The organism is Ralstonia sp. 25mfcol4.1 (assembly GCF_900104095.1).
In the GTDB taxonomy this organism is placed as follows: domain Bacteria; phylum Pseudomonadota; class Gammaproteobacteria; order Burkholderiales; family Burkholderiaceae; genus Cupriavidus.
Genome location: NZ_FNJO01000008.1, coordinates 62,283 through 81,644, shown reverse-complemented (window position 1 = coordinate 81,644; position 19,362 = coordinate 62,283). Strand labels below are relative to the sequence as shown.

Annotated in this window: 14 protein-coding genes; 2 read left to right on the top strand and 12 right to left on the bottom strand. The window is 66.2% G+C overall.

All coding sequences use genetic code 11. The features are described 5' to 3' along the window. Window positions 1-145 precede the first annotated feature (145 nt). The 8 genes from BLQ58_RS29180 to BLQ58_RS15635 all read right to left on the bottom strand — a co-directional run bounded on the left by BLQ58_RS29180 (window position 146) and on the right by BLQ58_RS15635 (window position 12,193). Window positions 146-298 carry a hypothetical protein gene (locus BLQ58_RS29180; protein WP_175459929.1) on the bottom strand — a complete coding sequence of 51 codons (153 nt, stop codon included), beginning with the start codon at window positions 296-298 and terminating at the stop codon, window positions 146-148. A 215-nt stretch (window positions 299-513) separates the two neighbouring features. Next, window positions 514-951, bottom strand: a complete 438-nt coding sequence (locus BLQ58_RS15665; RefSeq protein ID WP_092599736.1) for a hypothetical protein — start codon at window positions 949-951, stop codon at window positions 514-516. 241 nt (window positions 952-1,192) lie between these two features. Then, window positions 1,193-2,830 carry an MBL fold metallo-hydrolase gene (locus BLQ58_RS15660; protein WP_092599729.1) on the bottom strand — a complete coding sequence of 546 codons (1,638 nt, stop codon included), beginning with the start codon at window positions 2,828-2,830 and terminating at the stop codon, window positions 1,193-1,195. Between the two features lie 177 nt (window positions 2,831-3,007). Further along, a complete protein-coding gene (locus BLQ58_RS15655; RefSeq protein WP_092599726.1) occupies window positions 3,008-5,377 on the bottom strand; it encodes a DNA polymerase II in 2,370 nt (789 codons plus the stop codon). 182 nt (window positions 5,378-5,559) lie between these two features. After that, entirely contained in the window at window positions 5,560-7,428 is a 1,869-nt protein-coding gene (locus tag BLQ58_RS15650) for an efflux transporter outer membrane subunit (RefSeq protein WP_254775977.1), read from the bottom strand. A 22-nt stretch (window positions 7,429-7,450) separates the two neighbouring features. Further along, entirely contained in the window at window positions 7,451-9,439 is a 1,989-nt protein-coding gene (locus BLQ58_RS15645; protein ID WP_092599721.1) for a glycosyltransferase, read from the bottom strand. Between the two features lie 2 nt (window positions 9,440-9,441). Then, a complete protein-coding gene (locus tag BLQ58_RS15640; protein WP_254775986.1) occupies window positions 9,442-10,665 on the bottom strand; it encodes a hypothetical protein in 1,224 nt (407 codons plus the stop codon). A 187-nt stretch (window positions 10,666-10,852) separates the two neighbouring features. Then, complete coding sequence (locus BLQ58_RS15635; RefSeq protein WP_092599718.1) at window positions 10,853-12,193, bottom strand: HlyD family secretion protein; 1,341 nt, start codon at window positions 12,191-12,193, stop codon at window positions 10,853-10,855. 1,148 nt (window positions 12,194-13,341) lie between these two features. On the opposite strand from BLQ58_RS15635, the gene BLQ58_RS15630 reads away from it, so the two are divergent. Both BLQ58_RS15630 and BLQ58_RS28820 read left to right on the top strand, forming a co-directional pair. Next, window positions 13,342-14,574 (top strand): MFS transporter, encoded by a 1,233-nt coding sequence (locus BLQ58_RS15630; protein WP_092599715.1) that lies wholly within the window; start codon window positions 13,342-13,344, stop codon window positions 14,572-14,574. A 196-nt stretch (window positions 14,575-14,770) separates the two neighbouring features. Continuing rightward, entirely contained in the window at window positions 14,771-15,079 is a 309-nt protein-coding gene (locus tag BLQ58_RS28820) for a hypothetical protein (protein ID WP_139186119.1), read from the top strand. Here the strand turns inward: BLQ58_RS28820 and BLQ58_RS15625 are convergent. From BLQ58_RS15625 to BLQ58_RS15610, 4 genes are all read right to left on the bottom strand, one after another. Then, window positions 15,043-15,921, bottom strand: coding sequence for a carbohydrate ABC transporter permease (locus BLQ58_RS15625; RefSeq protein WP_092599712.1), 879 nt, complete (start codon window positions 15,919-15,921; stop codon window positions 15,043-15,045). The genes BLQ58_RS28820 and BLQ58_RS15625 overlap by 37 nt on opposite strands. Further along, on the bottom strand, window positions 15,918-16,817 hold the full coding sequence (locus BLQ58_RS15620; RefSeq protein WP_092599709.1) for a carbohydrate ABC transporter permease: 900 nt from the start codon (window positions 16,815-16,817) through the stop codon (window positions 15,918-15,920). The genes BLQ58_RS15625 and BLQ58_RS15620 overlap by 4 nt, the downstream gene beginning before the upstream one ends. A gap of 68 nt (window positions 16,818-16,885) precedes the next feature. Further along, window positions 16,886-18,208: an ABC transporter substrate-binding protein gene (locus tag BLQ58_RS15615; RefSeq protein ID WP_092599706.1), complete on the bottom strand. Its 1,323-nt coding sequence runs from the start codon at window positions 18,206-18,208 to the stop codon at window positions 16,886-16,888. A 34-nt stretch (window positions 18,209-18,242) separates the two neighbouring features. Then, the gene (locus BLQ58_RS15610) at window positions 18,243-19,343 is read right to left on the bottom strand and encodes an ABC transporter ATP-binding protein (protein WP_092599703.1); all 1,101 of its coding nucleotides are present in this window, start codon (window positions 19,341-19,343) and stop codon (window positions 18,243-18,245) included. Window positions 19,344-19,362 lie beyond the last annotated feature (19 nt).

The window sequence follows — 19,362 nt, the reverse complement described above, 5'->3', positions numbered from 1 at the left end:
GCGCGGAGGCGGCGAGGCCGGTAGCGCGGCCCATAAACAAAACGCCGGTCTTGTGGACCGGCGTTTCGCGTGAAGCAATGATTCGATGGGATTGCCTGGGGGATTGCCCGGGGGATTGCTTGGGTGTGCTTGCGTCTGTTTGTGCTTAGCGCGGCGAATCGTCGTGGGGGCCGGCGGAGGTATCCAGGAACTGTGGCTGCTTGAGCAGCGGGTCGTTCTTGATCATCCAGCGGACACCGAAAGCCAGAGCAACGATGCAGGCCAGCATATACGCAACGATCGCAGTGAGAGTCAGCATGTTTCTTCACAGGAGTAGGTTGCGACCGCAGTTGCCACGTCAGTGATCCGGAACGATGCAGGACAGCGCGTGGCGGGCCGGATGGGAACGGATTGTATGTGACCGCAGACGTGATGCCGGCCCCATTTCGCCTGAAATTTTCTGTATGCCGATCTAAGCGCGACTAATATCGGCAGGTTGTGCTATGTCCGGACGTCCGACCCCCCCATGACGTGTCAGAAATAGCATCCCATGCTGTACTGCTCGGTGCGCAGAGCCTGGGCGGCGTGGCGATAGCGGTCCGCGTGGCTCCAGTATTCGGTGTGCTGCATCGCGCGTTCGGCGGCGCGCGCCTGGTATTCCAGTGTCCGGCACTGGTTCCAGAACGCGTTCTGGCTGCGCCAGTCGGCTTCGTCCTGGCGCGCGTCCCAGTTCTGGATCTGCTCGGACATGCGGGCGCGGTTCTGCAGGTAGGCCTGTTCGTCCTGGCGGATCTTGGGCGTCTTGGTCACGGTGGTCACGTTGCCGCGCATCGAGCCCGTGACATTCTGATAGCCGGCCGGGCATGACCCGTTCGTGTAGAGCGTGTCACGCGGGCTTTCGCATTTGGTCACGGCCTGCGCCGCACCCGAGGCGGCCAGGGACAGCAGGAAGGCGCATAGGAGTCTGGACATGGCGCGGCTCGCGGCGGGTTTCGATCCGATCACTGTAGGCAGGGCGCGGCGGCCCCGCCAAGGCCGTCAAGGTATCCAGATATTTCACAAGCTTTCGATTGCCTGACGGAGCCTGCTGCGCTGAGCGTGAACTCGTCTTACGACACCTGCCGGCGGCACTGCCCGCCGGGCGCCCGGCGCAGCCGGATCAGGCAGGTATGAGGTCGCGCACCGGGCCCGACGCCGAGTGGCGCCTCCAGTCCTACAGCAGCTTCCAGACGCCGTCGGCCTCGCTGGCGATCCCATCGGCCTCCAGCTTGCGCAGGTGGGCCATCAGGGATCGCAATGCAATCGGATGCTTGGTGACAGGAACGTCGTCGTAGACGCTGGCCACCAGCGTGCCGGCATCGGCCGCCGCCAGCGCCCGCAGCGCATTCATCACCTTGGCTTCGCGCTGCATGCGGTGGCGGACCAGCAGCCGGATCGCGTCATGCGGGCGCGGCATCAGGAAGCCGTGGCCCGGTGCGATCCATTCGATATCCTCCTCCAGCAGCGCCTGCAGCGATGCCAGGTAGGCCCGCATGTCGCCATCGGGCGGATTGATGACCACCGTGGACCCCTGCATCACGTGGTCGCCCGTGAACAGCGTCTTTTCCTCTTCCAGCAGGAAGCACAGGTGGTTCGACGCATGCCCCGGCGTGTGGATCACACGCAGCGTGGTCTGCGGACCCAGCGCAATGCGGTCGCCGTGCGTTGGCTGGTGATCGGGCCGGAAGGTCTGGTCCTGGCGATCCACCACGTCGGTGGTGCGGCCCCAGACCGGCGCTGCGGTGGCCTCGCGCAGGCGCACCGCCCCCGGCGAGTGGTCCAGGTGGGTATGCGTGACCAGGATCCATTTCACCGGGCCCGGCGCGGCAGCCATCACGGCGTCGAAGTGCGCGGCATCGTCGGGACCGGGGTCGATCACGGCCCACTGGTTGTCCGCGCCGGCCACGAAATAGGTGTTGGTGCCGGGCCCGGTCATCACGTTGCCGTTGTTGGCCGTCACGCGCCAGACGCGTTCCGACAGCTTGACGGCGAGGCCCGGTTCCAGCGTGTAGCGTCCATGGCCTGCGCCATCCGGGTCGATACGGGCGATCTCGGCGTAGCTGGGCTCCTCCGGCATCACGGGGCGCTGCCCCTTCGGGCCGTGGGCCAGACGCGGCATCACCAGCGCGATATTGCGCTGCTGCCGCGCGTAGTCGAAACACGCCTGCGCCGTCTGGAAATGCGCAATGGACTGCAGGATCTTGCGCGTGGCATTGACCAGCGTGAGGTTGTTGGCCGGATCCACCACGTCGGCAGGCCGCATCCAGCGGTGCTCCACGGCCTCCACGCCATCGTGGATCGCGGTCTGCCCGGCGGGCAGCACGGCCATGAAGAAACGCGTATCGAACCGCTTGGGCAGGCCCGGCGGCGTCAGCCAGTAGGCGCAGTACGCCAGCTGGTCGACCGCCAGCCGCAGGCCCAGCATCTCGCACACATGGGCCAGACCCTTGCCGCCGTAGCTGGCGGCCTCGCGCAACTGCTGGTGGACGCCGGGGCCCAGGTCGTCAAGCCGCACGATTTGCCCGCTGGCGTCGTAGGCAAACAGCAGATTGGCTTCCTCGAACGCCTCGCGCACCGCGCACAGGTAGTAGTCCAGCCCGTTGGCCGGCACCTGCAGCCGCGCGCTGGCCGCCGCGTCGTCCAGGCCGGCGCACAACGGATGCAACGTGGCGTCCTGGGCATCGAGCACGCCACCCGGAAATACGAAGGCGCCGGCGCTGCGGTCGTCGTCGCGCTGCGGCCGGCGCATCATCAGGATTTCCATGCCGTGGGGCCCGTCACGCAGCACGAGCATGCTGGCGGCAAAGCGCATGGCCTTGGCGCGGAGGGCGTCGGCGGGATGGGCGGAGGGTGTCTGGGTGGGGGAGGTCGAGGCGGCGGACATAATGCGGCGGGCGAAGTCTCTTCGGATTCTCTTATCGGCAGATTCGGCCCATTCTAGCGGGTCGGGCTCGTGTCGCGACGCAGCAATTACCCTGCCGGCGCGCAACTACTGGGGGAACAGCGCCATCTGGCCGGTCAGCAACGTCTCGAAATCGTCGTCCAGGAACGGCAGGATGGCGTCGGCAATCGGCTGCAGCTGGCGCGTGACGTAGTGGTCATAGTCGATCGGGGCCGCGCGCGTTTCCAGCGGCTCGGGCCCGGCCATCGTCATCAGGTAGCTGATCCAGCCGCCGTTCTGGTACTGCTTCGGTCGCCCATGGCGCTCGTTGTAGTCGTCCGCGATGCGCGCGGCGCGGACGTGCGGCGGTACGTTGCGCTGGTATTCGTCGAGCTGCCGGCGCAGGCGCTTGCGGTAAACCAGCTGGTCGTCGAGTTCGCCAGCCAGCGTGCGCCGTACCGTATCGCGCACGTAGTCCTGGTACGGCTCGCGGTTGAAGATTTTCTCGTACAGCGTCTGCTGGAACTGCTGGGCCAGCGGCGACCAGTCGGTGCGTACCGTTTCCAGGCCCTTGTACACCATCTCGGCCCGGCCGTCGGCGCGCACCACCTGGCCCGCGTACCGCTTCTTGCTGCCCTGGTCCGTGCCGCGGATGGTCGGCATCAGAAACCGCCGGAAGTGCGTTTCAAATTGCAGTTCCAGCGCGCTTTCCAGGCCGTAGGTCTGCCAGAGGTGGTCGCGCCACCAGTCGTTGATGTATGCCACCAGGCTGCGGCCGATCTGCGCCGCGTCGTCTTCGTCGCGGGCGCGGCGCAGCCAGACGAACGTGGAATCGGTGTCGCCGTAGATCACCTCGTAGCCGCGCGCCTCAACCAGCTCCCGGGTCTGGCGCATGATCTCGTGCCCGCGCATCGTGATCGACGACGCCAGCCGCGGGTCGAAGAAGCGGCAGCCGCTGGACCCGAGCACGCCGTAGAACGCGTTCATGATGATCTTCAGCGCCTGCGACAGCGGCTTGTTCCTGTCGCGCTTGGCTGCCTCGCGGCCCTGCCACACGCGGGCGACGATGGCCGGCAGGCAGTGTTTCGTGCGCGAGAACCGCGCGCCGCGGAAGCCCGGTACGGAATCGGCATCATCGGGATGCGCCAGGCCTTCGACCAGCCCGATCGGGTCGATCAGGAACGTGCGGATGATCGACGGATACAGGCTCTTGTAGTCGAGCACCAGCACCGATTCGTATAGCCCCGGCCGGGAATCCATCACAAAGCCGCCGGGGCTGGCTTCGGGCGCCTTGTCGCCCAGGTTCGGCGCGACATAGCCCTGGCGGTGCATCAGCGGCATGTACAGGTGCGTGAACGCCGCCACCGATCCGCCGCTGCGGTCGGCGGGCAGGCCCGTCACCGTGGCGCGCTCCAGCAGGAAGTGCAGCAGTTCGGTGGCCTCGAAGATCCGCGTCACCAGTTCGCAGTCGCGCAGGTTGTAGCGCGCCAGCGCCGGCTTGTCGTCGGCGAACATCCGGTCGATCTCGTCCATGCGGTCGTACGGATTGTCGATGGCCTTGCCTTCGCCCAGCAGCGTGCGCGCCACCGCTTCGAGGCTGAACGACGGAAAGCTCCACGTGGCCGAGCGCAGCGCCTCGATGCCGTCGATCACCAGCCGGCCGGCCGCGCCCGCAAAGTAGTGCTGCTGCCGGTTGTGCTCGCGCCATTCCATCTCGGCGCCGCCGCGGCCCAGCCGCAGCGGGATCTGGTACTGCTTCGCATGCTCGCGCAGCACACGCAGGTCGAACTGCACCAGGTTCCAGCCGATGATGGCGTCGGGATCGTGCCGGGCCAGCCAGTCGTTGAGCCGTTCGATCAGCTGCTGGCGCGTGGCGCAGTATTCGAGCGCAAAGCCGATATCCGCTGGCGCGTTCTGCGTGGCGGGCCCCAGCATATACACCTGCCGCTGGCCGCAACCTTCCAGGGCGATCGAATACAGGTCGCCGAACGCGTTGGTCTCGATGTCGAGCGAGACCAGGCGCAGCGTGGGCCGATAGTCGGCGGCTGGCTTCATCTGCGCGTTGCGCAGCACACCATCGGCACCGGCATCGCCGTCGAACCAGACCGGCGCGGTGATGAATCGCTCCATCAGGTAGCGTTCGGGCGGGCGGACATCGGCTTCGTAGACGTCCACGCCGGCGTCGCGCAGCGACCGCTCCAGCTGCATCAACTGCCGGTGCTGCGGGCAGTAGAGCCCCAGCACCGGGCGGCGCTGGAAGTCCTGCAGGGCCAGCGGGCGCAGGGCCACATCGCGCTCGCCCTGCAGCAGGGCTTCGGCGACGGCACGCTGTTCTTCGGGGATAAAGGCCGTGGAGGGCTGCCAGGGCAGGCGCAGCCGGCGCGGGCCATCGTCCGTGGCGAGCCAGAACTCGACCTCGGTGCCGGCCGGAGTGTCGCGCCAGTGTCGGGTCAGGATAAAACCCTGCTGAAGAGCCACGCTGCAAAACCTTGGGGATTGTTTCTGGCGTGGATTCTAGCGGAGTCGGGCCCGGGGGGGCGGGCGACTCCGCGGGCCGGCGGACCGGCGGAGGTGTCAACGATGTCCTCGCACACCTCACACCTATATGTCCGGCCTGCCCACCCATTCATGGGTGAGGCGGGAACAACCAGCCTGCCTTGTTACGACCCCGAACCTGCCAACGCTGCTGCAGGCCCCGGTGAGCCGGGTTTCGCGGTGACGTCCGGCGCCGATCTCAGATCCGCGGGGATCGCCGGATCTGGCGTCTTGCGTTGCTGCTGCGGTGGCGGCTGAGGGGCTGGCGCGGCCTGCGCGACAGGCACTGGCGCTGCCTGGGGCGCACGGGTCACTGCAACCGGTGCGGGCGGAGCCGGAGCCGGAGTCGGCGCCGGCGCAGCGGCCTGCGGCATCCGGGCTGGCTGGGGCGGCGCCACCAGCGTACTGGCCGTCGACGGGGCAACAGCCGCAGGCGCAGCGGGTGCGGCGGGTGCGGCGGGGGAAGCGGCAGGCGCGGCCGCCTGTGGCGCTACGGCCCGCGCTGGCGCCGGTTGGCCTGCCACGGGCGGCTGGGTGTTGACGGTCTGTTGCGACCATCCGCCGCCCAGCGCCTTGTAAAGCTGCGCCCGGCTGGTCAGCCGCGCGAGCTGGATCGTCACGAGCTTCTTTTGCGCCTCGTATTGCTGACGCTGGGCGTCGAAGACCGGGAAATAGTCGTCCACGCCGTTCTTGAAGCGCATCTCGGCCAGCCGCCGCGTCTCGGCCACTTCCTTCTCCAGCGACTGTTGCGCGGCGGTCTGCCGGTCGTACGTGCCACGGGCGGCCAGGCCGTCGGCCACCTCGCGGAATGCGCCCTGGATGGTGCGCTCGTACTGCGCCACGTTGATGTCCTTGCGGACCTTCGACGCGTCCAGGTTGGCCTGGTTGGCGCCGGCATTGAAGATCGGCAGCGTGATCTGCGGCGCAACCGCCCACGCCGCGCCTCCCGTGAAGAGCCCCGCCAGCGTGGTGCTGGCCAGGCCGACTCCCGCGGTCAGCGAAATCCGTGGGAAGAACGCCGCCCGCGCGGCCCCGATATTGGCATTGGCGGCCTTCAGCCGGTGCTCGGCAGCCATGATGTCCGGCCGCTGTTCCAGCAACTGCGACGGCAGGCCGGCTGGCAGTTCCGCCACGAAGGAGTTGTCGCCGAACGGCTGCGGCGGCGGCAGGTCGGCCGGGATCGGACCGCCGATCAGCAGCGACAGCGCGTTTTCGTCCTGCGCCACCTGACGCGTGAACTGTTCCACGTCCACGCGTGCCGTTTCCACCTGGGTCTGGGTGCGGTGCTGGTCTATCGCGGCCATGCCGCCGGCCGCCTTGCTCTTGCGGACCATCTCCGAGGCGTCTTCCTGGATCTTGAGCGTGTCTTGCGACAGCTTCAGCAGCTGCTGGTCGGCCTGCCAGGTCAGGTAGGCATTGGCGATTTCGCCAACCAGGCTGATCTGCGTGCTGCGCCGCACTTCCTCGATGGACAGGTACTGCTCCAGGGCTTCGTGCTTGAGGCTGCGGATGCGGCCGAACACGTCAAGCTCGAATGAGGAGAAGCCCACGCCGGCGCCCCAGGCGTTGATCACCGGATCCTGGCCCGGTGCGCGCAGGTCGCCGGTCAGGCGCGTGCTGCTGAAGCCCAGGTTGGCATCGACGGCCGGAAACTGCGCCGCGCGCCGGATGCGGTAGTACGCGCGGGCCTCGTCGATTGACAGCGTGGCCACGCGCAGGTCGCGGTTGTTGGCCAGCCCCAGTTCGATCAGCCGGCGCAGCCGCGCATCGGTGAAGAAATCCTGCCAGCCAAGGGTGGCGGCCGGCACCTGCGACTGCGGCGCGCCATTGGCGCCTTGCGTGGTCCGGTAGGCCGGGCCGTCGGGGAAGGCGTTGGGCACGGGCGAATCCGGGCGTTCGTACTTCGGTTCGAGCGTGCAGGCGGCCAGTGCCAGGGGCAGCAGGATGCCGGCGCTCCAGCGCAGAGACGGCAGGCGTGCGGGGGAAAGGCGCATTGTTATCGTCTTCATATGTGAATCAACCTGTGAACGCGCGGCGCAGCAGTTGCACGATGGCCGTGCCAGGCAGGCCGCGATGCGCGATGTTGTGAGGGGGCTCGCTGAACAGCAGCCGGATCAGCCGGTGCCGCGCCGCCATGTCGGGAACCAGCGAGATGCCGATCAGCTGGCCGTCGGTGCGTGCCACGCGGCACGGCACCCAGCCCAGCGGCGCAAGCCAGAAGGCCCCCACGGCGCCGGGTTCCACCCGTGTGCCGCTATGCGATTCGAGTGCCACGCCGTTGCATGACAGGTCGCGCGTGACGCCATCGACCTCGCGGGAAATGCCGTCGGCGCCGTAGAACTGCAGGCGTCCAGCCATACGGAACGGAAAGCGCTCCTCCTTGCGCGGGCGCGGCAGTTCGAAGCAGACCAGCAGCGACGCCAGGTAAAGCACCATCGACACGAGGGTCCAGGCGACGTTGAACACGGTGCCGGGCGCATTGCCGTCGGCGGCCACGGCGCGCGCCAGGCCCATTGCCGACAGGAAGAACAGGCTGCCGTAGAGCAGGGCGAACTTGCCGTGCACCGTCAGCTTCGAACGGTCCAGCCCCTTGTTCGTCACCTTGAACGGGCGCCCGAACGGCTTGAACATGGCACTGGCCAGCGTGGCCGTGACCGCCATCGCCGCCACGATCTGCGTGACCTCGGTGAAGATCGGCATCGCGCGCGACCCGGTGATCCAGATGCTGTACGCCCAGTACAGCAGCAGCGCCGGCACGCCGTAGGCCAGGAACTGCATCGGGTCGCCATAGAGCGTCGGCACGTTGAAGAACCAGTAGAGCAGCGGCCCGAGCAGCAGCATGATCGTGAACGGACGGCTGAGCCAGTGCAGCAGGCCGTGCACATAGTGCAGACGCTGGCGCAGCGTGAAGCCACGGCCGCGCATGGGCCCATCGGCGGTCAGGGCCACCTGGATCGTGCCCAGCCCCCAGCGGCTGCGCTGGCTGATGTACTCCGGCAGGCCTTCGGCGGACAGGCCCACGCTGAGCCGCTCGTTGAGCCAGCGCGTGACATAGCCGAACGGCATCAGCTTGTAGGTCAGGTGGATGTCCTCGGTGACCGTGCCCGTGGGAAATCCTCCGATATGGCCCAGCGCCTCGCGCCGCACCACGAACGACGTGCCGATGCAGAACGCGGTGTCCCAGGCGTCCTTGGCCGGCTGCATCACGTCGAAGAACGCGCGCTGCTCGTCCACCCAGCATTCGGTGGAGCGCAGGTTGTACTGGATCGGGTCGGCGTTGTAATAGAACTGGGGCGTCTGTACCACGCCCACGCGCGGGTCGTCGAACAGGCCGATGATGCGCAGCAGGATGTTGCGATTGGGCGCGAAGTCGGCGTCGAGCACCATGATGTAGGGCGCGCCGCCGTCGCCCTGGGCGCTGTGGTACAGCCCGTTGTTCAGGTTGCCGGCCTTGGCGTGGGTGTTGTCGGGCCGGGTCACGTAGTTCACGCCCACCTTGCGGCAGAAATCCCGGAGCCAGTCGCGACGGGTATCGTCAAGCACCCACACGCGGAAGTTCGGGTAGTCGATGGCCTTGGCCGCGACGATGGTCTTTTCCAGGACGTCCAGGCCTTCGTTGTAGGTGGCGATGAAGATGTCCACCCCCGGCGCATCGCGGTTGCCGCGCAGGCGCCGCTCCCCCGCATCGGCGGCGGCCGAATGGTCGGTAGTGCGCGTGAGCGTGACGATCGAGATCAGCGTGTAGAGGATCGTCAGCGTCTCGAAGCCCAGGAATACATGGGCCCAGATGCTCGGGAATTCCATGCGCCATTCCGGCAGCGTCTCGGTGACGCGCCAGATGTAATACACGACCAGCAGGACCGCCGCCGCCAGGCCAAAAAGCCAACGGTCCGAAGCGCGTTGCCGGTTGCCGCGCAGACACAGCACGGCCACCAGCAGCGCGCCCGCATTGATCTGCACGAGCATGCTGCTATCGAGGAAACTTGCAAAACTCGCGGCGAGCATCGTTACTCCTTGGGTGGATTGTCGGGCGGCGCCCCGGCCTGGCTGGCCGTGGCGCCGCCCGCGCCCCGGCAGCCGCCTGGCTGGAACGGATTCCAGCCGGTGGCGGCAAGCACGGCCCAGGCCGTGGCGCCCAGGTGGGGCAGGTGAAAGTAATAGAAGTCGTCGGTCTTCGAATCGGGACCGATCTGCAGCCCCGTGCGCACGCGCTGCTCGGGCGTGGCGAACAGGTAGCCGGACGGCGCGCGCTGCGACACCAGCAGCGGCCAGAGCGGCGCGGCCTCGCTGTCGCGGCCCGTGGCGCGCAGCACCAGCGCGGCCTGCCCGGTGCCTTCGGTCCAGATGCCGTCAGGGTTGGCGTTGAAGCCGTAGCCGCCCTTGACGCCGTGTCTGGCACGCGCCCAGCCCAGCGCCCGCTGCCAGTTGCCGGCGGCATCGGGAATGGCGATCAGCGGCCAGAGCGACGCGTCGAGCGCCGAGGGGCCGCCGTTGAGCGAGCGGCCATCGTCGCGCGTGCCAATCGCAAAGCGGCCTTCGCCGGGCTGCCACATCGTCTCGACGAACCTGCGCGAGCGATCGGCGCCGGTTTTCCAGCGCGGGTCGCTGTCATAGCGAGACAGCCAGCGGAACACCGCGTAGGTATCGACGTTATGCTCGGTGGACTTCCAGCCCTGACGCTGCGGCGACGGTTCGTGGCCAAAGTACCCGCCGATAAAGGCGGCGGGCGCGTCGGCGTTGTACGTCTCCTTGTCGACCCAGCCCATCATCGTTTTGGCGGTGTCCAGGTAGCGCGGCGAGCGCGTGGCGTCGTAGGCCGCCAGCAGCAACAGCGCGGCCCAGGCCACGTTGCCGGTGGCGGTGCCCACCTGGTAGCGGTCTTCGAACCACTTGTTGGCCTTGGCGTCCCACCAGCCCGGCATCGGCACGGGGCCGTCGGCGGGCATCGCGCCAGCACGATAGGCGTTGCGGATGCGGCCATCGTGATAATGACGATCGCGCGTGACGCCGGCCACGACCCCATCGGCAATACGGCGCGCGGCATCCTTCTGGCCGCATGCGATCAGCGCGATGCCAGCCAGCGCGTTGTCATAGACAAAGGCCGACTCCTTGAGCGGGCCGGGCAGCGGTTCGCCACCCGGCGCGGGTTCGTAGCTGGCCAGCATGACCGGCCCGTTGCCCGGGATGGCGGCCACGCGTTGCGTCAGCGTCTGGCAACCTGCGTCGCGCATCTGGTCGCGGGCGGCATCGGCCGAGGCTGGCGCCGCGGACAGCGCCAGTGGCGTCGTGAGCACGGTTGTCATCAGTGCTTCGATCAGCCGCTTGCGGGCGGCCCGGCATGGCATTCCTGCGGTAGTACGCTGCACGGTAGTCTCCTTCCTGCGGGCGTTGGGCGAATGACTGTGCGATCGGCTCCGATCAGATCAGCCGGCGAAACCACGGGCGGTCAAGGCTGACCTTGGCCCAGTGGCCGAGTGCGCAGCGGTCCGTCTTGCCCGCGCCGGGCAGGTCAGGCAGCGGCTTGTTCAGCTTCGCAATCAGGTACAGCTCGTTTTTCTCGATGGGCGGGAAGGGCACGAAATAGCGTGCCTGGTCGCCATCCGGCGCACGCGGCAGGATTTCGGCCACCTTGCCGGACAGCGGCGTGGCGACGCCATCGACCATCACCGTGACCGGGGCGCCCGGCAGCAGGTCCTTGCTCAGACTGCGCGGGAACACGGCCACCACGCTGGGTGTGGTGCAGTTGGTGGCGCGCATCAGCGTGGCGCCGGCCGCCACATGCGTGCCCGGCGGCGCCAGCACGTCTTCGACGACGCCGCCGGCGTAGGCCTTGATGTCGAGGTTCGACACGCGGTCCAGGCGCTGCTGCTCGGTGTTGACCAGCTTGTCGACTTCGGCGCCGTATTCCTGCAGTTGCTTGATCTCGGCCTGCAGCTGGGCGTTTTCGGCCTTCAGCTCGTCGGACCGCTGCGAGAGCGCGCCCGCGGCCCCGTCGGTATTCGAGGCATAGACGCGGTTGCGCGTGGCAGCACTGGCGCTTCGTGCACCGTTGAGTTCCGCCTCGATGGCATCCTTCTGGCCCCCTAGCACGGCAAGCTGGTTGCGCGATGCCTCGGTGAACGCCTGGCTGACGGCGCCTGCCTGCTGCATGGCTTCGTTGCGCGTGACGACATTGACCTGCGCTTCCATCTGCTGCTGGGCTGCGGCCAGGCGGGCCTCGATGCCCCGGATGCGCGCATCGTTCTGCTGCTGCGCCACCGATACATAGCGTTTGACGTCGCCATTGGTGGCGGCCAGGCGGGCCTGGTTGACTTCCAGCTTCGATCTGGCCGCTTCCAGCCGTTTGTCGTTATCGAGCTTCTTGCCGGTCAACTCCATCAGCAACGCGCGGTCCATGTTCGGATTCTGCAGCGTCATCAGCGACTGGCCGGCGGTGAAGGTGGTGCCCACCGGCACCAGCTGCTTTGTGACCACGCCTTCGACGGGGGTGGTGATCAGGCTGACGGGGCTGTTGACGATCGCGCGTTCCGACGAGCGCACGAAGACATACGGGAACATCACGGAGAGGATGATCCATAAGATGAAGCCCACCATGCCATAGCTGGCCAGGCGCGGAATGGCCTGCCATACCGGCCGCAGGCTCAGGGGGCTGCCTTGCTTGGCGACCGCGTCGCGCGGCGGGGGCTGTTGCGGCCGCTGCGGCGGCGAAGGTGGTAGCCGCGTTGGCACGGTCGGCTTTTGGTCGGAATTGTTGTCCATGCGAGCTCCCGGGGTAAAAAGGTGGCCACCCACGATCGCCAACGTCGATCGCGGTTGTTAAATTCGCAGACAAGCACTATCCCGCCGCCCGAGCGCATGCCCGTTCGGTTGGTGTGGTGCTGTACGTCCCCCAACAATTTTTTATGCGCCGTTTGCCCCGGGCCGTTGCTACGCCGCCGGGACAGGCGAGTGGACCGTGTGTGCCGATCCATTGAACTGTCGACATACGCCCAGGACGGGCCATATGCAGACAGACACTACGAGACGCGACGCGCCATGGAAGCCCACAGCACAACATCGCTGCATTGATGCGATGCAACGCTGGAGCGATTCAAAGTTAGTCAGTTTGGACTTTGCTTGCTGTAAGAATGTGTAAGGGCTGTATATCGGACCACTTACATCTGGCGATCACAGAACAACGAAATCGCCTAAATGTAGTAAGCCGCTGATTCAGACGCCGCGCCCCTTAACGCGAAATTAAGTCAACGGCGCAGGGCGCAGGTAGATCTTTCAAGCATTGGGCCTGCGCGGAAGATTTTGCTCGGCGAGAAGTACAAAGCCGCCTGCGCAGGCGCATCGCTGCGGTGCAACGAAGCAGGGCTGTACGACTGTGTATCAGAGTGTGACGGCCGCAGATCGAGCAAAAGCCGAGCGAAGCTTCATCCCATTTCAATCTGCTGCGCGCGCCGACAAGATTGCGTCACGGCGTGATGCAGCCATGCCCCGACGGGGGCCAGGGCGAAGACGCATGGCGGCAGATGCGGTGCGCGGCTCGCGCCTGGGCGCCATTTTTTGCTGACCGGTTTGAGAACGATGAGAACTCATTGCGATAAGAAAACTTATCGCAATGCTGCCGTTAAGCCTCCGAAAAATGCGGCGCTAACTCACCGATGGTTCGGAGCCGGGAAGGGCATGGCGCCGTGAGGCAGCAGGTGGATTCGCTGCGGCGCGCCCCCTCACGGTAGTGTCGACGCCCTGCTTCGCAGACAAAGTGACCCATGCGTGCTATCGCCTCCACCGGCGGCGGTCCCACTTCTGCAGGGCAGTGCCCTCTCAGTATTCCCGAGCATACAAATCCCTTGACGATTCAACGAAAATGGCTGGGCGGTTGCGCCTTCGGCATGCCGCCCCATAACAAGAGCCCCCGCATGTCTCGCCTATCCTCGCTGCGCCCCGTCATGCCGATCCTGATCGGCGCCTCCGTCATGCTGTCGTTGGCCATGGGCTTGCGGCAGAGCCTGGGCATCTTCGTGCCGCCGCTGACGCGCGATATCGGGATTTCCGTGGGCGATTTCACGATTGCCGTGGCGGTGCAGAACCTAACGTGGGGGCTGCTGCAGCCGTTTGCCGGCGCGCTGGCGGTCCGGAGCGGATTCCGGCCGCTGATGGTGGGCGGCTCGCTGCTGTACCTCGTCGGGCTGGTGCTGCTGGCCACGGCACACGGCATGTGGGCGGTGGTGCTGGGTGGCGGGCTGCTGATCGGCATGGCCATGGCCAGTACCGGCACGGCGATGGCCATGGCCGCGGCGTCGAGCGCGGTCAGCGCGCAGGTGCGCAGCCTCGTGCTGGGCTGCGTCTCGGCGTCCGGCTCGCTCGGGGCGATGATCGCGGCGCCGCTGGGCCAGAGCATTGCAGGCGAATGGGGCTGGCGCATGGGCCTGGTGTCGTTCGTGATCCTGGCGATGATCATGCTGCCGGCTGCGTGGTTCGGTGGCCGGGTGGACCAGGTGCGGCAGGTCCCCACCCGCGCGCAGGCAGAGCAGAGCGGCCGGCAGGCGCTGATGACCGCGTTGCGGCATCCGCCGTTCGTGGTCATGGCGCTGGCTTATACCGTGTGCGGCATGCAGCTGGTGTTCCTCACCACGCATCTGCCGGCCTATCTCGATATCTGCGGCATGGATCCGATGCTGTCGGCCAAGGCGCTGGGCCTGATTGGCGGATTCAATGTGCTGGGCAGCCTGTTTTTCGGATGGGCCGGCGGTCGGGTCAACAAGTTGCTGCTGCTCGGCGGCATCTATATTTGCCGGTCGATGGGATTCATCTGGTTTTTCCATGCTTCGCCGACCCCGGAAACCACAATGGTATTTTCGGCCGTCATGGGCTTTCTGTGGCTCGGGGTATCACCGCTGGTGCAGGGCTGGATTGCCCAGACATTCGGGCTGCGCTGGCAGGCCATGATTGCCGGCGTGGCGTTTTTCAGTCACCAGATCGGCAGCTTTATCGGGGCGTTTGGCGGCGGCTGGCTATATGACCTGATGCACGACTATGCGCTTGCCTGGAAGGTCGGCGCCACGCTCGGCCTTACCGTCGGGCTGGTCCAGATTGCGTTCGCCTTCCTGGGAAAGACGCAAACGCCGCCCCTGGTGCCCCAGGCGGAATAGGGCCTTGTCCGGACATATCACATCATGATGGTTGGTTAGGAAAATGTCCGAAATGTGCGGATTACGTGCAGTGCCTCGCGATTCATCGACGGGCATAATCGGCCGTTAATACGAAATCGCTTCGAAACCCGCAGCGATTTCACGTGCGGGCAACGGCTTCCCGCACGTTGCCCGCATCTTTCTGACCGCATGATTCATGGCACTGTCCCCACAACAAAAGCGCCTCGTCCAGTTGCTGAGCGAGGGCTATACGCTGCGTATCGTCCGATCCCTGATTAATCACGCGCCGGTTCACGCGGAACTGTTTTGTCCCGGAAACTCCTGCGTCGAAACGGTGCAATGGTGGCGGATCGACAAGATGCTGAGGGCGCGCTGCGTCAGGCTCGATACCGGCAATGTGGCCAACGCCACGCAGATCGTGGCACCCGGGCCCGCCGCGCTGGACCGGTCCGAGCCCGGCGGTATCGGTTACTCCTTGACCGCCCCGGTCATGCCGGACACGTAATACTCCACGAAGAACGAATAGACCACGGCCACTGGCAGGGAGCCGAGCAGGGCGCCTGCCATCAGTGCGCCCCAGTGGTAGACGTCGCCTTCCACCAGTTCGGTCACGATACCCACGGGCACGGTTTTTACCTCGGACGACGAGATAAACGTCAGCGCGTAAATAAACTCATTCCACGACAGCGTGAACGCGAAAATCCCTGCCGAAATCAGCCCCGGTACGGCCAGCGGCAAGATAATCTTGACCAGGATTTCCCAGCGGGTGGCGCCGTCGATCAACGCGCATTCCTCCAGCTCGTAGGGAATCGACCGGAAATACCCCATCAGCAGCCAGGTGCAAAACGGGATCAGGAAGGTCGGGTAGGTCAGGATCAGGGCCCAGCGCGTATCGAACAAACCGAGCTGGAAAACGATCGACGCCAGCGGGATAAACAGAATCGACGGCGGAATCAGGTAGGCCAGGAAAATCGCCAGCCCCACCTGCTTGGCGCCCTGGAACCGCAGCCGCTCGATGGCGTAGGCCGCCAGCACGCTCGCCGCCAGCGACGCGAACGTGGATACCGTCGAGACGATGACGGTATTGAGCAGCCACGCCGGGTAGGGTGTGTTGAATAGTAGTTTCTTGAAATGGGCCAGCGTCGGTGCCATCACGAAGAACGGGTTGGCGCTTTGCATCAGCAATTCGCCATCGGGCTTGAACGCCGTGATGCCCATCCAGTAGAACGGGAACAGCAAGACGAACAGGAACACCCCGATCGGGATATACAGCGTCACCCAGCGGCGCGGCACCGATTGCAGATATTCCATGCCTTGCGATTCGTTTTCCACCGCCTTCGCTTTCATTTGTCGCCCCCCTGTTGCCATGCGCGCCGTTGCAGGCCGAAGTACGAGAACAGGATGGCGGCCAGCAGGAAGGGCACCATCATCGTGGCCAGCGCCGCGCCTTCGCCCAGCGATCCGCCCGGAATGGCGCGCTGGAACGACAGGGTAGCCATCAGGTGCGTGGCGTTGAGCGGACCGCCGCGCGTCAGCACGTAGATCAGCTGGAAATCGGTAAAGGTGAACAGCACCGAGAACGTCATCACCACGGCGATGATCGGCGTCAGCAGCGGCAGGGTCACGTAGCGGAACTGCTGCCAGGGCGTGACGCCGTCGATGGATGCCGCCTCGTACAGCGTGGGCGAGATGGTCTGCAGCCCGGCCAGCAGCGAGATGGCCACGAACGGGATGCCGCGCCAGACATTGGCCGCGATGGTCGAAAACCGCGCCAGCCACGGGTCGCCCAGGAAGTCGATATAGCGGTCGATCAGCCCCAGCTTGACCAGCGTCCAGCTGATAACCGAAAACTGCGCATCGTAGATCCACCAGAACGCCAGCGCCGACAACGCCGTGGGAACAATCCAGGGCAACAGCACCACCGCCCGGAAGAACGACTTGAACGGCAGGTTGCGGTTCAGCAGCAGCGCCAGCCACAACCCCAGCGCGAACTTCAGCACGCTGGCGATCAGGGTGTAGAAGATGGTGTTGAAGAGCGCCAGCTGCGTGACCGAATCGCTGGCCAGGTAGCTGAAGTTGTCCAGCCCGATCCACGCGCCGGGCCGTCCGATCTTGGTGTCGGTGAAGCCCAGCCAGACGCCCAGGCCGAGCGGGTAGGTCAGGAAGACCAGCAGCAGCAGCGCCGTGGGCAGCATGAACAGCAGCCCCAGCGCATGGCGGTTGTCGGACAGCCGGGACAGCATCGAGCGGGGAGCCGGCTGGGCAGGGGGCCGCTGCGAGGCAGGCGGCGTCGCAGCGGTATTCTGCATCGTCAGGCCTTGTAGTAACGTTCGGCGCGCTGTGCCGCGCGGGCCGCGGCTTCCTTGGGCGTCTTCGCCCCGCTGGCGGCCTCGGCCACCATGTCGAGCACGATGTAGTCGGCCATGGCCGCCGCGGATGCCGTGCCCAGCGGGCCCGCGTGGCCGTTATCGACCATCAGCGATGCCGCGTCGCGGTACACGGTGTGCTTCGGGTCGGCCGTCCAGATCGGGTTCGCCTCGTATTCCTTGAGCGGCTGGCTCACATAGCCGATGGCGGCCTCCATCCACGGGTTGTACTGCTCGGGCTCCATCATGAACTGCAGGAAGGCCTTGGCCGCGTTCGGATACTTGCAGTACTTGAAGATCATCATCTGCGTGATCTGCATCAGCTCGGTCGGCTTGCCGCTCTTGCCGATGGGGAAGTGCGCGTGCTGGATGTCCTTCGCCATCTCCTGCAGCTTGGGCTCCTTCGAGTTCTTGGCCGCGTAGTAGACCGAAATGCCGTTGGCCGTCAGGCTGACCTGCCCATCCAGGAACGCCTTGTTGTTCGACGGATCCTGCCAGGACAGCGTGCCCGGGACGAAGGTGGGGTAGAGCTGTTTGGCGTATTCCAGCGCGGCCCAGGTCTCGGGCGAATTCACCACTACCTTGCCCTTGGTATCGACCAGCATGCCGCCGTGCGACCACAGCAGCCAGTGCGCCCAGTTGTTGCCGTCGCCCACGGCTTTGCCCAGCGCGAAGCCGGGCGGCGTGCCCTTGGCCTTCAGCGCCTGGCACAGCTTCAGGAAGCCCGCCGTGTCCTTGGGGATGCTGTCGAAGCCGGCGGCCTTGACGTGGCTTTCGCGGTAGACCAGCGCATTGCCCACCACGCCCAGCGGCACCGCGATCCATTTGCCGTTGTGCATGCCGTATTTCTTGCAGACGTCGTACCAGCCGCCATGCTTGTTGCCCAGGTAGGTAGCCACGTCGGTCACATCGACGAGCTTGTCGGGGTACTGCTGCGGATCGTCGAACCAGCCCAGCACGATGTCCGGCCCCGTCCCCACGCTGGCCGCCACGGCCGCCTTGGGCCGCACGTCTTCCCAGCCCTCGTTGTCGATGCGTACTTCCACCCCGGTCAGCTCGCTGAACTTCTTCGCGTTGGCGTTCCACAGGTCTTCATCGCCCTGCACGAAACGCTTCCAGCGCAGCACCCGCAGCTTGGCGCCGGCCTCCGGCTTGTACTGCAGCTGGGTGGCCGCGTAGGCATGGGTGGTGCCCAGTGCCGTGGTGGCAGCCACGGCCGCCGTCGATACCAGGAAATCGCGTCTTGTGAAGTTTCCGGAATGGCTCATTGCTGTGTCTCCTCCATGGTCATGCCAAGGGTGGTTATTGCCGTGCGGCCTGGCGGGGCAGCGCCTGGCCCGATTCGGCGTCGAACAGGTGCGTGTGGTGATGGTCGGGCACCAGGTGCAGCGCCTGGCCAGCAGCAAAGTCGTGGCGTTCGCGGAACACCGAAATGAAATCGGTTTTACCGAAACGCGAGTACACCTCGGTATTGGCGCCGGTCGGCTCCACCACCGAGACCGTGGTCGGAAAGCCCTGGCCCGGCGCGCCGTAGGCCAGGTGTTCGGGCCGCACGCCGTAGATCACGCGCTGGCCGTCGGCGCCGGCGCCGTCCTGCAGGCGCGCGGGGGCGGGCAGCAGCGTGCCGTCCGGAAATTCCACCCGCGCCGCGCCGTTCTGGCGGCGCAGCACGCCCGGCACGAAGTTCATTGCCGGCGATCCGATGAAGCCGGCCACGAACAGGTTGTCGGGATGGTCGTAGAGCGCCAGCGGGCGCCCGCGCTGCTCCACGCGGCCATCGCGCATCACCACGATCTGGTCGGCCATGGTCATGGCCTCGATCTGGTCGTGCGTGACGTAGACCGATGTGGTGCGCAGCCGCTGGTGCAGTTCCTTGATCTCGGCGCGCATCTGCACGCGCAGCTTGGCATCGAGGTTGGACAGCGGCTCATCGAACAGGAACACCTGCGGATCGCGCACGATGGCGCGCCCCATGGCCACGCGCTGCCGCTGGCCGCCGGACAGCTGGCGCGGGTAGCGGTCCAGCAGCTGGCCAAGGCCCAGGATGCCCGACGCCTTGTCCACCTTGTCCTTGATGGTCTGCCTGGCCACGCCCGCCAGCTTCAGCGAGAACGCCATGTTGTCGTAGACCGACATGTGCGGGTAGAGCGCGTAATTCTGGAACACCATGGCGATGTCGCGCTCCTTGGGCGGCAGACGGTTCACCACGCGGTCCCCGATGGCAATCTCGCCGCCGGAGATTTCCTCCAGGCCGGCCAGCATGCGCAGCAGCGTGGACTTGCCGCAGCCGGACGGCCCCACCAGCACCGTGAATTCGCCATCGGGGATGTCGATGCTGACGCCCCGTATGACCTGCGTCCCGCCGAAGGACTTCTGCACATCGCGGATCTGAACCGATGCCATGCGTTGCGTCTCCTTGTCC

What these genes read in the sequence shown, in the direction of transcription:
- BLQ58_RS15615 (WP_092599706.1), bottom strand. Translation starts at nt 18,208, where the DNA reads ATGAGCCATTCCGGAAACTTCACAAGACGCGATTTCCTGGTATCGACG.
- BLQ58_RS15640 (WP_254775986.1), bottom strand. Translation starts at nt 10,665, where the DNA reads ATGCGCGACGCAGGTTGCCAGACGCTGACGCAACGCGTGGCCGCCATC.
- BLQ58_RS15660 (WP_092599729.1), bottom strand. Translation starts at nt 2,830, where the DNA reads ATGCGCTTTGCCGCCAGCATGCTCGTGCTGCGTGACGGGCCCCACGGC.
- BLQ58_RS15635 (WP_092599718.1), bottom strand. Translation starts at nt 12,193, where the DNA reads ATGGACAACAATTCCGACCAAAAGCCGACCGTGCCAACGCGGCTACCA.
- BLQ58_RS15665 (WP_092599736.1), bottom strand. Translation starts at nt 951, where the DNA reads ATGTCCAGACTCCTATGCGCCTTCCTGCTGTCCCTGGCCGCCTCGGGT.
- BLQ58_RS15645 (WP_092599721.1), bottom strand. Translation starts at nt 9,439, where the DNA reads ATGCTCGCCGCGAGTTTTGCAAGTTTCCTCGATAGCAGCATGCTCGTG.
- BLQ58_RS15630 (WP_092599715.1), top strand. Translation starts at nt 13,342, where the DNA reads ATGTCTCGCCTATCCTCGCTGCGCCCCGTCATGCCGATCCTGATCGGC.
- BLQ58_RS29180 (WP_175459929.1), bottom strand. Translation starts at nt 298, where the DNA reads ATGCTGACTCTCACTGCGATCGTTGCGTATATGCTGGCCTGCATCGTT.
- BLQ58_RS15620 (WP_092599709.1), bottom strand. Translation starts at nt 16,817, where the DNA reads ATGCTGTCCCGGCTGTCCGACAACCGCCATGCGCTGGGGCTGCTGTTC.
- BLQ58_RS15610 (WP_092599703.1), bottom strand. Translation starts at nt 19,343, where the DNA reads ATGGCATCGGTTCAGATCCGCGATGTGCAGAAGTCCTTCGGCGGGACG.
- BLQ58_RS28820 (WP_139186119.1), top strand. Translation starts at nt 14,771, where the DNA reads ATGGCACTGTCCCCACAACAAAAGCGCCTCGTCCAGTTGCTGAGCGAG.
- BLQ58_RS15625 (WP_092599712.1), bottom strand. Translation starts at nt 15,921, where the DNA reads ATGAAAGCGAAGGCGGTGGAAAACGAATCGCAAGGCATGGAATATCTG.
- BLQ58_RS15650 (WP_254775977.1), bottom strand. Translation starts at nt 7,428, where the DNA reads ATGCGCCTTTCCCCCGCACGCCTGCCGTCTCTGCGCTGGAGCGCCGGC.